The sequence below is a fragment of the Qipengyuania sp. R86523 genome, assembly GCF_044596365.1.
In the GTDB taxonomy this organism is placed as follows: domain Bacteria; phylum Pseudomonadota; class Alphaproteobacteria; order Sphingomonadales; family Sphingomonadaceae; genus Qipengyuania; species Qipengyuania citrea.
The window spans coordinates 2,096,493-2,110,061 of record NZ_CP138997.1 but is presented as its reverse complement, the minus strand read 5'-3'; the positions used below and the strand labels follow the sequence as shown (position 1 = coordinate 2,110,061).

19 protein-coding genes are annotated in these 13,569 nt (G+C 64.5%); 9 read left to right on the top strand and 10 right to left on the bottom strand.

Features of this window, described 5'->3' with window-relative positions:
- Positions 1-123: 123 nt before the first annotated feature.
- On the top strand, positions 124-780 hold the full coding sequence (locus SJY12_RS10350; protein WP_050601493.1) for a cell wall hydrolase: 657 nt from the start codon (positions 124-126) through the stop codon (positions 778-780).
- Positions 781-844: 64 nt separating this feature from the next.
- Here SJY12_RS10350 and xth read toward each other — a convergent pair whose 3' ends face one another.
- The 3 genes from xth to SJY12_RS10335 are packed head-to-tail and all read right to left on the bottom strand — an operon-like array spanning position 845 to position 2,460.
- Positions 845-1,630, bottom strand: a complete 786-nt coding sequence (gene xth, locus SJY12_RS10345) for an exodeoxyribonuclease III (protein WP_050601494.1) — start codon at positions 1,628-1,630, stop codon at positions 845-847.
- Between the two features lie 37 nt (positions 1,631-1,667).
- Positions 1,668-1,997 (bottom strand): HesB/IscA family protein, encoded by a 330-nt coding sequence (locus SJY12_RS10340; protein ID WP_397505300.1) that lies wholly within the window; start codon positions 1,995-1,997, stop codon positions 1,668-1,670.
- A gap of 31 nt (positions 1,998-2,028) precedes the next feature.
- Complete coding sequence (locus tag SJY12_RS10335; protein ID WP_397505299.1) at positions 2,029-2,460, bottom strand: CBS domain-containing protein; 432 nt, start codon at positions 2,458-2,460, stop codon at positions 2,029-2,031.
- Positions 2,461-2,573: 113 nt separating this feature from the next.
- Between SJY12_RS10335 and SJY12_RS10330 the strand changes: the two genes are divergently transcribed.
- The gene (locus tag SJY12_RS10330; RefSeq protein WP_050601496.1) at positions 2,574-2,864 is read left to right on the top strand and encodes a hypothetical protein; all 291 of its coding nucleotides are present in this window, start codon (positions 2,574-2,576) and stop codon (positions 2,862-2,864) included.
- On the opposite strand, the gene SJY12_RS10325 is transcribed toward SJY12_RS10330, so the two are convergent.
- From SJY12_RS10325 to SJY12_RS10310, 4 genes are read right to left on the bottom strand one after another with little or no spacing between them, the layout of a single operon-like run.
- Positions 2,861-3,238 (bottom strand): ferredoxin, encoded by a 378-nt coding sequence (locus SJY12_RS10325; RefSeq protein ID WP_230832216.1) that lies wholly within the window; start codon positions 3,236-3,238, stop codon positions 2,861-2,863. The genes SJY12_RS10330 and SJY12_RS10325 overlap by 4 nt on opposite strands.
- A gap of 16 nt (positions 3,239-3,254) precedes the next feature.
- Positions 3,255-3,728: a DUF2497 domain-containing protein gene (locus SJY12_RS10320; RefSeq protein ID WP_160766227.1), complete on the bottom strand. Its 474-nt coding sequence runs from the start codon at positions 3,726-3,728 to the stop codon at positions 3,255-3,257.
- Between the two features lie 53 nt (positions 3,729-3,781).
- Positions 3,782-5,263 (bottom strand): TolC family outer membrane protein, encoded by a 1,482-nt coding sequence (locus tag SJY12_RS10315; protein ID WP_397505298.1) that lies wholly within the window; start codon positions 5,261-5,263, stop codon positions 3,782-3,784.
- Positions 5,264-5,860, bottom strand: coding sequence for a protein-L-isoaspartate O-methyltransferase (locus SJY12_RS10310; protein ID WP_397505297.1), 597 nt, complete (start codon positions 5,858-5,860; stop codon positions 5,264-5,266).
- Between the two features lie 160 nt (positions 5,861-6,020).
- On the opposite strand from SJY12_RS10310, the gene SJY12_RS10305 reads away from it, so the two are divergent.
- From SJY12_RS10305 to SJY12_RS10295, 3 genes are all read left to right on the top strand, one after another.
- Complete coding sequence (locus SJY12_RS10305) at positions 6,021-7,538, top strand: fumarate hydratase (protein WP_397506690.1); 1,518 nt, start codon at positions 6,021-6,023, stop codon at positions 7,536-7,538.
- A 78-nt stretch (positions 7,539-7,616) separates the two neighbouring features.
- Positions 7,617-8,840 (top strand): sensor histidine kinase, encoded by a 1,224-nt coding sequence (locus SJY12_RS10300; protein ID WP_322842776.1) that lies wholly within the window; start codon positions 7,617-7,619, stop codon positions 8,838-8,840.
- Positions 8,833-9,582 (top strand): LytR/AlgR family response regulator transcription factor, encoded by a 750-nt coding sequence (locus SJY12_RS10295; RefSeq protein WP_397505296.1) that lies wholly within the window; start codon positions 8,833-8,835, stop codon positions 9,580-9,582. Before SJY12_RS10300 ends, SJY12_RS10295 begins: the two co-directional genes overlap by 8 nt.
- A 102-nt stretch (positions 9,583-9,684) precedes the next feature.
- On the opposite strand, the gene SJY12_RS10290 is transcribed toward SJY12_RS10295, so the two are convergent.
- Positions 9,685-9,978: a UrcA family protein gene (locus SJY12_RS10290; protein WP_397505295.1), complete on the bottom strand. Its 294-nt coding sequence runs from the start codon at positions 9,976-9,978 to the stop codon at positions 9,685-9,687.
- Between the two features lie 195 nt (positions 9,979-10,173).
- Here SJY12_RS10290 and SJY12_RS10285 point away from each other — a divergent pair, with 195 nt between their 5' ends.
- The 4 genes from SJY12_RS10285 to SJY12_RS10270 all read left to right on the top strand — a co-directional run bounded on the left by SJY12_RS10285 (position 10,174) and on the right by SJY12_RS10270 (position 12,482).
- Positions 10,174-10,440, top strand: a complete 267-nt coding sequence (locus SJY12_RS10285; RefSeq protein ID WP_397505294.1) for a hypothetical protein — start codon at positions 10,174-10,176, stop codon at positions 10,438-10,440.
- A 38-nt stretch (positions 10,441-10,478) separates the two neighbouring features.
- Positions 10,479-11,333, top strand: coding sequence for an acylglycerol kinase family protein (locus tag SJY12_RS10280; protein WP_397505293.1), 855 nt, complete (start codon positions 10,479-10,481; stop codon positions 11,331-11,333).
- Positions 11,323-12,183, top strand: a complete 861-nt coding sequence (locus tag SJY12_RS10275) for a metallophosphoesterase family protein (RefSeq protein ID WP_397505292.1) — start codon at positions 11,323-11,325, stop codon at positions 12,181-12,183. Before SJY12_RS10280 ends, SJY12_RS10275 begins: the two co-directional genes overlap by 11 nt.
- Before the next feature lie 101 nt (positions 12,184-12,284).
- Positions 12,285-12,482, top strand: coding sequence for a hypothetical protein (locus SJY12_RS10270; protein WP_050601507.1), 198 nt, complete (start codon positions 12,285-12,287; stop codon positions 12,480-12,482).
- Between the two features lie 70 nt (positions 12,483-12,552).
- On the opposite strand, the gene rpsI is transcribed toward SJY12_RS10270, so the two are convergent.
- Positions 12,553-13,077 (bottom strand): 30S ribosomal protein S9, encoded by a 525-nt coding sequence (rpsI, locus tag SJY12_RS10265; RefSeq protein WP_082835593.1) that lies wholly within the window; start codon positions 13,075-13,077, stop codon positions 12,553-12,555.
- Complete coding sequence (gene rplM / locus SJY12_RS10260; protein ID WP_050601508.1) at positions 13,077-13,556, bottom strand: 50S ribosomal protein L13; 480 nt, start codon at positions 13,554-13,556, stop codon at positions 13,077-13,079. Before rplM ends, rpsI begins: the two co-directional genes overlap by 1 nt.
- Positions 13,557-13,569 lie beyond the last annotated feature (13 nt).

The following is a 13,569-nucleotide window of genomic DNA, read 5'->3' as shown; positions in this document are numbered from 1 at the left end:
CACGCTAGCACGCAGACGGGGGGTGGTCGGCAGGCCACGTGATGGATCCGGCTTTACGGGCGCCACGGTGCCCATGGATCCCAGCCTGCGACAGACCGCCAACCGCTTAGTTGTCTGAAAAAAATGGTTCGTAAGACTACCGGGTTCACCGCGGTTATCGCGGCGATTGCCTTTACAGTTTTTGCCGGAGCGGAAGGTTCCGGCGCCAACGCCCAGGTTGCGGCGCAAGCAGCCCAGAACACCGCTCCCGACGCGCAGCTCACCGAAGAGGTGGTGCCCGTGTTCGTCGAGAAGGAAGTGGTGCAGGAGCTTCCCGAGACGCCGGAAGCCGACACCGAGATTCCTGCCACCGAGACCCAGGCTTCGAGTCTGCGTGAACTCGTGGCGACCATGCCTGCCGCGGGCAGCCTTTCCGAAGAGATGCAATGCCTTGCCGGCGCGGTCTATTTCGAATCGCGCGGCGAACCGCTTGCCGGCCAGCTGGCCGTCGCGCAGGTCATCATCAACCGCGCCGAAGACCGGCGTTTTCCCTCGAGCTATTGCGGCGTCGTGTTCCAGCGCTCGCAGTTCTCCTTCGTCAAGAACGGCCACATGCCGCGCATCCGTACGGGCACGCTCGCCTGGAAACGCGCGCAGGCAGTGGCTCGCATCGCGCACCGCGGTCTTTGGGACAGCGAAGCCAGCGACGCGCTGTACTTCCATGCGAATTACGTCCGGCCGAGCTGGAGCCGCCGCAAGGTCGCCCTCGCCACGATCGACACGCACGTCTTCTACCGCTGAGGTCAGCCTGTTCCGGAAAGGGGGCCGTCGCACTTGCTGCGGCGGCCCCGTCTCGTTGGGGCGGTCACTCCGCGAGTTCGACCCAAACCGGGGTGTGGTCGCTGGCTTTCTCGCGGCCGCGATATTCCTTGTCGACTCCTGCGGCCTGCATGCGGTCGGCCAGCTCGGGCGACAGCAGCAGGTGGTCGATGCGGAAGCCGTGATCGCGCTGCCACGCGCCGGCCTGGTAATCCCAATAGGTCCACACGCCGCCGCGCGGGTTGAGCGTATCGATGGCATCGGTCCAACCATCGCCCAGCATCCGGCGGTAGGCATCGCGCGATTCGGGTTGCATCAGCGCATCGTTTGCCATCGCGCGGACCGACCAGACATCCTTGTCTTCCGGAATGACATTGAAGTCGCCCAGCACCACGGTAGGGATTTCCTGCGCCCATAGTTCGGCCATGCGCGCGCGCAGCCGTTCCATCCACGCCAGCTTGTAATCGAACTTGGGCCCGGGATGGGGGTTGCCGTTGGGCAGGTAGAGATTGCAGATGCGCACGCCATTGACCTCGGCCTCGAGGTAGCGCGCCTGCTCCCCCTCGCCTTCCTTGGGCCCATCGATACCCAGCCCGCGCTGTTTTTCGACCGGCGCCACCCCATCGGCGAGGATAGCGACGCCGTTGAAGCTCTTCTGGCCGTGCCAGATCGCGCTGTAGCCGATCTTCTCGAAGGCGTCGGCGGGAAAGCCTTCGTCCATCGTCTTGATTTCCTGCAGGCAGGCGACGGTGGGCCGGGTTTCTTCCAGCCATTCCAGAAGACGCGGCAGTCGCGCCTTGATCCCGTTGATATTGAAGCTCGCTATTCGCATGGCGGCCTGATGCCCCAAACGCCGGCGCGGGTCTAATTCAAATACCGAAGCTCGATCCGCAGCCGCAGCCGGCGGCGGCCTGGGGATTTTCCACCCGGAAAGCCGCCCCGCCGAGCGATTCGACGAAATCCACCGTGCTGCCCGCGATCAGATCGAGGCTGACCGGGTCGACCACCAGCTTCACGCCTGCATTGTCGCTGACCGAATCATCGCTATCGACCCCGTCGGCGAGGCCGAATTTGTACTGGAACCCCGAACAGCCCCCACCTTCGACCGACAGTCGCAAAATGGCCGGCTTGGCCTGCTTTTCGGCGATTGCAGCTATGCGCTGGGCTGCGGCATCGGTGAGCGTGGGGGCAGTGGTCATGTAGCCTATGTAGGGTGGCCGGCCGGCCCTCTCAAGCCGTCTGGATATAGGTACGCAGCGCTTCGGCCTCGTGTTCGATCTCGTCGAGCCGCGCTTTGACCAGGTCGCCGATCGAAATGAAGCCGCACATCGCATCGCCGTCGATAACCGGCAGGTGGCGGATCCGGCGCTTGGTCATCAGCGCCAGCGCGTCGAGCACCGTATTCGTCGGCTTAACGCTGATGGGCGGCGCGGTCATCACTTCGGCCAAGGGGCGCGTCAGGCACACCTCGCCTTCATCGGCGAGGCGGTAGACGACGTCGCGTTCGGAAAAGATGCCGATGACGGCGTCACCATTCATCACCGGGATCGCCCCGATCCGCTTCGCTGCCAGCAGCGCGATAGCCTCGCGAACCGGCATATCGCCCGAAGCCGAGACGATCTGCGATCCGGCCCGATCCTCGATCAGCTTGCCAATTTCCATCCCCGCACTCCTTCTGTTGTTGCTCAGCAAAGTGCCATTTTCGCCGCCAAAAAGCGAATCGGGTCCGGCGCAGCGATTGAAACCGCCGCCCAAACCCGCCATTTGCATCTGCGATGACCAAAAAGAGCCCGCTCGACGACCCGCAGAACGCCGCCTTCGCCTGGGCCCGTTATCGCCGGATCATGCGCTTCATGCTGTTGCTGACGGTCGGGATCGTGGCAATTGCGATGGCGCTGCTCTTCAAATTCGGCGAAGAGGAAGTGTCGGTACATTTCTACATCGCGGTAGCGCTGGGCATCGGTTTCACCATGCTGCTGACGAGCGCGCTGATGGGTCTGGTGTTCCTGTCTTCGGGAACCGGGCACGACGAATCGGTCGAAGACCCGCTGCGCAAGGACGATTAGTCCGCCGCCGGCTCAAGCCGGTATTGCGCCACCGGCTCACCGCCGATCAGGTGCTGCTGGAGGATCTGCTCAAGCACCTCGGGCCGGCAGGAATGGTACCAGACGTTATCGGGCCAGACGACCGCGATCGGCCCCGCTTCGCAGACCTGCAGGCAGTCGGCCTTGGTCCGCTGCACGGTGCCTTCGCGTCCGGCCAGCCCCAGCTGCTTCATGCGCTTCTTGAGATAGCTCCAGGCTTCCTTGCCTTCGTCACGGCTGCAGCATTTCTGCTTTTCCGAGATCGAACACAGGAAGATGTGCCGCTGCGCACGCGCGCCGCCGATCTTGGCCAGCGCTTTTTCGGCCTTGCGTAGGGATTTCGGTGTCGCGGTCAAAGGTTGTGCGGGAAGCCTAGCTGCGCTTGCCGGCAATGCGCGCGATCTCGGCCTTGACCAGTTCCTCGACCATTGCGGGGAGGTTGTCGTCGAGCCACTGCGCCAGCATTGGGCGCAGCATCTCGCGGGTCAGGCCCTCGAGCGAGGTTTCACCCGACCGCACGATCTGCGGTTCCCTGCCCGGCTGCGAAAGCATGGCAAGTGCAGCGAAATTCTGGCGCATCGCCTCGCGCGTGTCGCCCCGCGTCAGCGCATCGGCTTCGGCCGCGCAATCGTCGCTTTCCGAATCATCGTCGAGCGCGACTTCTTCTGCCAGTTCGAGCACCTCTTCCGCCTCTTCGGGGCCGGCGGGTTCGGCATGGGCTTCGCGCAAGGTGCTGGCGGTACGCCGGCGCCGATCGAGAATCGCCCCTTCGCGATTATCGCGTGCAATCACCTTCTTGATTGAGTCGAGGATTTCTTCGACCGAAGGTTCGTCCTGTTGCTGCATCGTGTTCCAAGCCCCTGTCGGCGAATCGGTGCGGTCCCGATTCGATACAGCGCTCAATAGCCGGATTCGGTTCCGGTTTCATCCTCTGACGGAACCGACGCGTCGGGAGCGGCGATATCGACCGTCCGGCTGGCGCTGGATTCGGGTTCCGGATCGCGGCCCCAATCCCATACCCTGCCCTTGACCCGCTCGTAATTCTGCAGCGGATCGTAGAGCACGCCTTCATCGAGGAAACCGAGATCGCGCGCTTCGGCCCGGCCCATGGCGGCGAGGAGGCTGAAGCCCGCGACATAGGCGTTGCGCCGTGCGGTCACCAATTGCGCCTGTGCGCTGAGCAGTTCCTGTTCGGCATTGAGCACGTCGAGGATCTGGCGGCTGCCGATCGAGTTCTCGGCGCGGACACCCTCGAGGCTGAGCGCTGCGGCTTCGACCGCCACCTGGCTGCTTTCGATCACTGCGAGCGAAGCCTGCCAGCTCGACCAGGCTGCACGAACCTGCGCGATGGTGTTGCGTTCTGCCGCGATCACCTGTTCCAGCGCCGCGGTTTCGCGGGCCTGCGCCTGGCGCTGACGCGCCGCGGGCAAGCCGCCCTGGAAGATCGGAATGCTGAAATTGACCCCGGCATTGGCCGTGGTTTCTTCCTGGACGACGTTGGTGGCGCCGCTGGCCAGCGTATTGAAATAGTCGGTGTAGTTCGCCCCGGCGAAGAGCGAGACGCGCGGCAACCGGCCCGCCCCTGCAACCTCGCTGTCGAAGCCGGCGGCATCGGCGCGTTCTTTCGCGGCGATCAGGTCGGGGTTGTTCGACAGGGCGATATCGACCGCCGTAGCCACATCGCTGGGCAGGTTGGGCAGCGGCGGCGGCGGCTGGAGGTCGTCGGGCGCTTCGCCGACCAGCTCGATATAGGTTTCGCGCGCGTTGATGAGGTTGGCCTGCGCGTTCCTGTAGTTGCCGCGGGCCAGAGCCAGTCGCGACTGCGATTGTGCGACGTCGGTCCGCGTCAGATCGCCGATCTCGAACCGGTCGCTGGTGGCCTGCAGATTGACCGCGAGGAATTCGACCTGGTTGCGCGACAGCGCCACCAGCGCCTGCGTGCGCAGGACATCCATGTAGGCTGCGACAACACGGCTGAAGATCGCGCTTTCAGTGGCGCGCAGCTCTGCTTGCCCTGCGGCCACGCGTTCTTCGGCAGCCTTCACCGCATTCCTGATCGCACCGCCCGAATAGACCGGCACGGTCAGTTCCGGCCCGACCTGCAACCGGCGATCGGGTGCGGTAAAGCTGTTGGGCGAGTTCTTGATGAATTCGATGTAGTTTCCGGACGCGCTTACGCCGGGGATACCGGGCGCTTCCTGGATCTGGACGTTTTCATCGGTCGCGCGCTGGTTGGCGCGCGCGGCGAGCAGCGAAGGGTTGTTGAGATAGGCTTCGGTAAGCGCTTCCTGCAGCGTATCGGCGTGCGCCGGAGCGGCCTGCGCCAGCGCGACCGCGCTGGCTCCCGAGACCAGGAAATATGCTACCCCTCCACGACGCATTCAGAAGCTCCAGCTTTGCGGCCGGTCGAATGCGCCGAGCCGCGGGATACCCATTTCGGCAAGCGGCAGCAGCGCCAGCGCCTTGCCCGATTTGCGGCCGGTGGCAAGGCGGGTAACGCCCCGATCGACCATGCCGGTAACGATCCGGCCGTTTTCGGCGACCAGCTTGGCGAGCGCCGGCGGGACGTGTTCGATTGCCCCGTCGACCAGGACCAGCGAGTAATCGCCGCGCTTGCTGCCATTGGCAGCCTTGTCGGGGGCGATCGTATCGAGCGTGCCGACCAGAGGTTCGACCAGCGCCGCGAGATAGCCGCTGCCCGCATCGATCACGAGCACCTTGTCCGCGGGGTTGGGCTGCGCCTCGGCCAGCATCGCGCCATGGAACAGCGGCGCGGGCAGGAAACCGCCGTCGGCCAGCCGGATGGCGCGGTCCATGTAGGCGGTTGCCTTCGAGCCTTCGGGGACGAAGTCCTCGCGCGGGAGCGTTCCCATGCGTTCGAGAACGAAGGTATCGTTCACACCGCTGGTGCGCAGCTGGCTGTCGATCATCGCCTTGCGGGCGGCAGCATAGTCGGGACGGGTCGTGGTCAGGGTCATGGTTGTTCCGCGAGCTGTATTACATCAATAACACGCTTATGCAAGCTCCGGTTGCCTTAGGCGTATGGCCGGGTGTGGCCAAGCGCTTTGACCGATGGCGGCTAACGCGCCTATCGGGGAGCGCAAATCTGCAACATGGGAATTTGCGGCGATGAGCGACATGACCGTCATCACGGAAAACGACGTAATCGAGAGCGTAGCGGACGCGCTCCAGTACATTTCTTACTACCATCCGATGGATTACATCCACGCGCTCGGCGAAGCCTACGAGGCCGAGAAGGGTCCGGCGGCGAAGGATGCTATCGCGCAGATCCTGACCAACAGCCGCATGTGCGCCGAAGGCCATCGCCCGCTGTGCCAGGACACCGGAATCGTCAACGTGTTCGTCAAATGGGGACAGAACTGCCGTCTCGACAGCACGCAATCGTTGCAGGAAGTCGTCGATGAGGGCGTGCGCCGCGCCTACAACCATCCCGACAACAAGCTGCGCGCCTCGATCCTTGCCGATCCCGCCTTCACCCGCCGCAACACGCGCGACAACACGCCCTGCGTCCTGTCGGTCGAAATGGTCCCGGGGAACCGGGTCGAGATCGACGTCGCGGCCAAGGGCGGCGGCAGCGAGAACAAGTCCAAGTTCAAGATGATGAACCCGAGCGACAATATCGTCGACTGGGTGATCGAACAGATCCCCTCGATGGGCGCGGGCTGGTGCCCCCCGGGGATGCTGGGCATCGGGATCGGTGGCACGGCGGAGCATTGCGTGAAGCTGGCGAAGCAGAGCCTGATGGATCCGATCGACATGGGCCAGCTCAAGCAGCGCGGCGCACAGAACGATATCGAGCAATTGCGCATCGATATCTTCGATGCGGTCAATGCCATGGGCGTCGGTGCGCAGGGCCTTGGCGGACTGGCGACGGTACTCGACGTGAAAATACTCGATGCGCCCTGCCATGCCGCCGGCAAGCCCGTGGCGATGATTCCCAACTGCGCTGCCACGCGCCACGCGCATTTCACGCTCGACGGTTCGGGTCCGGCCTATCTCGAACCGCCCAGCCTCGACGATTATCCGCAAGTTACCTGGCAGCCCGACAGCGCGGCCAAGAGAGTTGATCTCAACGCGCTGACCGCCGAAGAGGTCGCCAGCTGGAACCACGGCGACCGCCTGCTGCTGTCGGGCAAGATGCTGACCGGGCGCGATGCGGCACACAAGCGGATCAACGACATGCTCGAGGCGGGCGAAGAGCTGCCGGTCGAGTTCAAGGGCCGCGCTATCTACTACGTCGGCCCGGTCGACCCGGTGATGGGCGAAGTCGTGGGGCCGGCCGGCCCGACCACGGCGACCCGGATGGACAAGTTCACCGAAATGATGCTCGACCTCGGGCTGCTCGCCATGATCGGGAAGGCGGAACGCGGCCATGATGCGGTCAATGTGATCAGCCGGTTCAAGGTCGCCTACCTCATGGCTACCGGCGGTGCGGCCTATCTGGTCAGCCGCGCGATCAAGGGCGCCGAAGTGGTGGCTTTCGAGGATCTTGGGATGGAAGCAATCTACGAATTCGAAGTGCAGGACATGCCCGTTACCGTGGCGGTCGATGCGGCGGGCAACAATGTCCACACGCTCGCCCCCGCCGAGTGGCGCCAGCGAATCGCGGCGGGCGAGTTCGAGCCCGCCGAATAGCTCAGCTGGTCGACCAACGGCGCAGTCCGTTCGACCGCCGCGCTGGCATCCAAGGACGCAAAGGGGCACATCGCAACGGTGCCAATCGATGAACGCCAGGTGAATCCCGAAGACGAACGCCTTTCCGGCAAGGTGGTCTTTGCCTCCATGGTCGGGGTGTGGCTGTGCTATTTCCTGCTCATCACGCTGCGCAGCGTGGTGGTCGGGCTCGACTTCCAGGATGAGCTGCTTTGGCGCCGTGCACTCGTCTGTGCGATCGGGGTGGCGGTGACCGGTCTCCTGTGGCTCGTCCTGCGGGTGGTCGAGAACCGCGCCCTCGGGATCAAGATCGCCGTCGCGCTGATCGCCGCGATGCCGGGGGCGATGATGATCGCGCAGGCAAATCGCTGGATCTTCGATTCGATCGAGGCGAAGGTCGAACAGCAGATGGGCAAGGAGCGCGGGATTGCGCTGCGCCGTGACGATGCCGGCAATCTGCTGATCGACCTGCCCCGCGCTCAGATCGGCGAGGACGTCGACCAGGCAGAGGAGGCGGTTCCGCAAAGCGTGCTGATTGCCCCTGCACCGACATCGCTCGACCAGTGGAAGATGACATTCGATCTGGCGATCGGGCGCTACTTCCTGCTGCTCGCCTGGGCGGCGCTGTTCCTCGCCCTGCTCGCCGGCGCGCAGGCCCGGGCGGCGGAGCGCCGCGGCGAACGCTTCCGGACCGCGGCCAAGGCCGCCGAACTGCGCTCGCTACGCTATCAGGTGAATCCGCATTTCCTGTTCAACACGCTCAATTCGTTGTCGGCCCTCGTGATGACCGGCAAGACCGACCGGGCCGAACAGATGATCCAGACGATCTCGCGCTTCTACCGCCATAGCCTGGCCGACGATTCGACCGGCGACGTGAGCCTTGAGGATGAGATCGACCTGCAGGAACATTATCTCGAAATCGAGACGGTGCGCTTCCCGGAACGGCTGAAGGTGAAGGTCGACCTTCCTGCCGACCTCGCCCGATTCAAGGTCCCGGGAATGATCCTGCAGCCGCTGGTGGAAAATTCGGTCAAATACGGCGTCTCGGCCTCGAGCCGGCCCGTAACGATCACGATCGCGGCGCGCGAGGAGTACGGTCGCCTCGTGCTCACCGTCAGCGACGACGGACCCGGCACCGCCGGCCATCACGGTTTCGGTATCGGCCTCGCCAATGTGCGGGACCGGATCGAGGCCCGGTTCGGGAATGCCGCCACGATCGTGTCCGGACCATCGCTGACCGGATACGAAACCGAGCTGAGGATACCGATGGTGAAACATGGCTGACGAATCCGACGACAAACTGCGCACGCTTATCGTCGATGACGAACCGCTGGCGGTCGAACGGATGCAGGTTATCTGCGCCAAGATCGACGCGTTGCAAGTGGTCGGCACCGCCAGCGACGGGGCGCAGGCGCTGCGCCTGATCGGGGCGCTCGAGCCCGATCTGGTGCTGCTCGACATGACCATGCCCGAGGTGGACGGAATCTCGGTGGCCAAGGCGCTGACCAGGGAAGCGCACCGGCCAGCGATCGTATTCGTCACCGCGCATGACAATTATGCGGTCGAGGCTTTCGATCTCGAAGCGGTCGATTACGTGCTCAAGCCGGTCAAGCCCGAACGGCTGGAACGCGCCGTGGCCCGCGCATTGGCGCGGCGGGGCGATGCCGAACGCAGCGACAGCGAATGGCTCGAAGAATTGTGGATCCCGCATCGCAGCGAGCTCATCCGCATTGCGACTTCGGAAGTGGGGCGAATCGATGCCGAACGCGATTACGTCCGCCTTCATGTCGGCGAAGGCGATGCGGCGCGCACCTATTTGCTGTTGCAGACGATCGCCGGCCTCGAGGAGCGGCTGGACCCGGCGAAGTTCATCCGGATTTACCGCTCGACGATCCTGCGCAAGGACCGCATCACCGGCCTGCGCCACGATGGGCTCGGCGTGTGGTCGGTCGAACTGGACGCGGGAGAAGCCTTGCGGATCGGGCGGACCTACCTGCCCAAGGTCAAGGCCATGGCGGGCCGGTAGGTTCATCGCGCCGCATCTGGCTGCCGGCATACAAGTGACGAAAAGAACCCCGGCCGGGGGACTGCATCCGGCCGGGGCCCAAAGGTGGGCGAACTTGGGGTATCAGCCGCCCAAGGCGTGGTCGCTTACGAGGGCGGCGAATTGCGCCCCCGCGTCTGCCTTCGCCTTTTCGAAACAGGCCCGGGTCGCCCGGTCGAGCTGAAGATTGCGCGTGCCACCGCGGGTGTGGCCGCAGACATCGCGGGCAGCGCGGTCGATGCGCTGCGAGAGCTGCTTCTGGCCCTCGGGGCTCGCGAGGTTGAGGTCGCTATAGGTGACACGCACGGACTCGGCCTGAGCGGCGGTTGCGGACAGCGCCAGACCGGCGGCGGCGAGCGTTGCGAAAAGCGTTTTCATGGTTCCATCTCCAGGTCTGCAGCGAGCCCCGATCAATAGAGGGGGAGAGGCTCGCTGCACGAACTGTATTGCACGGCTACACCAGTAATCGCACGCGCCCCTCGACGGGCGGCGGTGTGATTGGACCGGGTGCGCAGTCGGCCCGACCAATGGCATTTGGCAATCGGCATACGACAGGGGTAAGACGCTCGTCGCATGCTGCTCGGGATCCTCTTCGTGCTGGGAATGGCCAATTTCGCCATGCACAAGGCGATGCTCGAGTTGAATCACCCCGTTCTGGACAGCCTGCCCGCGGCTTTCCGCGCGGGTGGCGGTCGGATTTCGCTCGCGCTCGAGTTCCTGATCCTGCTGCTGGCAATGCTGCTGGCCGCGCACGACTGGCCCGCCGCTGCGTGGATCTATGCATTCTACAGCGTTCTCAATGGCGTTACCGCCTGGTTGCTGCTCAACCACCGCATCTGACCGCGGGAACCGCAGGCCGTGTCCGGCGCTTGGTCGGCATGAGCCCTTCCGCATCCTGGCTGGTCGTGAACGAGCGCAGCGGCAGCAACAGCGAAGCCGCGCTCCGCGAGCTGGAAGCCTCGCTGGCCAGGCATGGGCTGGGTGTGGCGCGAACCATCGAATTTCCCGCGCAGGAGCTTCCCACGCGCACCGATCTGGAAGCCGCCGGGGTGTCGCAGCTCATCGTGTTTACCGGTGACGGCACGCTAAATGCGGTGATCGACGCAGTGTCCGGGTGGGCTGGGGCCGTGCTGGTCCTTCCCGGCGGGACGATGAACCTGTTGAGCGGCCGCCTGCATGGCGAAGACACGCCCTGCGATGCCATTCTGGAGCGGATCGCCCGGGGGGCCTTCCGTCCGGTCCGTCCCGCGATGGCTGCCTGTGCGGCCGGGCGGGCGCATGCGGGCCTGCTGGTCGGGCCCGGTACGGCCTGGGCCGGGGTACGTGAAGCCATGCGCGATTTCGATGTCGCCGGCCTGGCGCAGGGCGCCGGCGAGGCGCTAGCCGAAACCACCGGCGGATCCCGGGCACGGATGGCCGATCCCGCAATCGGCGACCAGAACGGCTATCCGCTTATCGAACTCACCCCCAGTCACCGCGGGTTGCAGGTGGACGGCTTCCTGCTCGAGAGTGCCGCCGAATTCCTGCAGCAAAGCTTTGCCGTCCTGCGTCGGCGGTTCCGCGAAGGTCCGCACGAGCGGCTCGGCCTGCTCGACTGTCTGACCATCGAAAACTGCGCGGCCGAACCGCTGCAATTGCTGATCGATGGCGAACCGGCCAGCCTCGGTCCGCGGGCTGAATTCTCGGTGGCTGAGTGCCCCGTCGATCTGCTAGCGACCGCCCATGGCTACTGACACGCGGCGGATATTCCACCTCTCCGACATCCATTTCGGCCTCGAAAACACCCGGGCGCTCGATTGGGTGAAGCAGGAGATTGCCGAGAAACAGCCCGATGCCGTGGCAATTACCGGCGATCTGACGATGCGCGCGCGTCACCGCGAGTTTGCTGCCGCGACGCAGTGGATCAATTCGCTCGACGCGCCGGTGACTGTCGAGGTGGGCAATCACGACATGCCTTATTTCAACCTGATCGAACGCTTCTTCGCCCCTTACGAGCGGTTTCGCGGGATGAAGGAGAAGGTCGAACGGGAACTCGATCTCGGCGCGCTGGCGATCGTCCCGCTGAAGACTGCGGTGCGCATGCAGCCTCGGCTCAACTGGTCGAAAGGATGGGTGAGCCAGCGCGCGCTCGATCGTTGCCTGACCGCCCTTGACGCGCTGCCGAAAGGGATCCAGGCGCTGGTCGCGGTCCACCATCCATTGCGCGAAGTCGGGACCCAGGGGACCGCTCTGACGAAGCACGGCGACCTTGCGCTGCGCGAATTGGCCAAGCGCAATGTAACCGCTGTTCTTTCAGGCCATGTCCATGATGCTTTCGACATCATGGAGGATACGAGCGAAGGGCCGGTGCGGATGATCGGTGCGGGAACGCTGTCGCAGCGCACTCGCTCAACGCCGCCCAGCTTCAACGAAATCGAATGGGACGGCCGCAAGCTGACCGTCTGCGTGCGCAATCTGCAGCAGGTCGATACGCGCGACATGCAGATCGACGATGTCCCCGAGAATGCCCTCCCGCCGCGCAGCGAGGGCGAACCCGTGGCCCCGGTGCGCCAGGTCCCGCGGGTCGATCCCCCCGTCCACTGAGCTAGGCGCGTTAACCAGCCCTGCTAAGCCAATCCGGAACCGGACCGGCAACCCCTGTTGCATAGGCACCGCGTTTACTTGCTGCAGGACAGGGGAAAGCGATGGAACTGGTAAAGGCCTTGCCGCTTGGCGCGATACTGACTTTCGTGGTCGCGCTGCTGATCGGCTCCCAAGGGTCGAAGGGCGGCCAGCTCGCCATCTTTCGCGCGGAAATCTACCAGTTCGACTTCTGGTGGTCGTGGCCCTTGTTCCTCGCGGGAACCGGGCTGGCCTGGGGAATCATGACGCTGCAGCGCTAGCGCCGCACATACGAAAGAGGCGGCTCCTTCCGGAACCGCCCCACTCGGTGATCGATAAGATCGGGTAAGCTTAGCGCTTCGAGAACTGGAAGCTACGGCGGGCTTTGGCGCGGCCGTACTTCTTACGCTCGACCACGCGGCTGTCGCGGGTCAGGAAGCCTGCCGCCTTGACGGTGCTGCGCAGCGCGGGCTCGTATTTGGTGAGCGCCTGCGAAATGCCGTGCTTCACCGCGCCGGCCTGGCCCGACAGACCGCCGCCGCGCACGGTGGCGATGACGTCGTACTGACCCTGGCGGTCGGTGATGGTGAAGGGCTGGTCGATGATCAGGCGCAGCGTCGGACGTGCGAAATACACTTCCTGGTCCTTGCCGTTGATGATGACCTTGCCGCTGCCCGGCTTGAGCCAGACGCGGGCGGTGGCGTCCTTACGGCGACCGGTGGCGTAGGCACGGCCTTCCTTGTCCAGTTCCTGCTCGCGCAGCGGAACCTGGGCGGTTTCGGCGATCTGCGCCGCGTCACCTTCGGGAGCGTTGCCGGCGATGTCCTTCAGATCGGCGAGATCCGAGACGGTTTCGTTCTTGGTTTCGTCGGCCATTATGCGACAACCTTGTTCTTGCGGTTCATCGAGGCAACGTCGAGCTTTTCGGGCTTCTGGCCGTCATAGGGGTGCTCGGTGCCGGCGAATACGTGCAGCGCGCGCATTTGTGCACGGCCGAGCGGGCCGCGCGGAATCATGCGCTCGACAGCCTTTTCGAGCACGCGCTCGGGAAACTTGCCTTCCAGCACCTTCGCCGGAGTGGTTTCCTTGATGCCGCCCGGGTGACCGGTGTGCTTGTAATAGATCTTGTCGGTGAGCTTCTTGCCGGTGAACTTCACCTTGTCGGCATTGATCACGACGACGTGGTCGCCGCAATCGACATGCGGGGTGTAGCTCGGCTTGTGCTTACCGCGCAGATGGTTGGCGATGATCGCCGCGACACGGCCGACGACGAGACCTTCGGCGTCGATGATGTGCCACTTCTTTTCGACCTCGGCCGGTTTGATCGACCGGGTGATCTTCGTAAGAGCCTTCATGGCTGATTTCCGT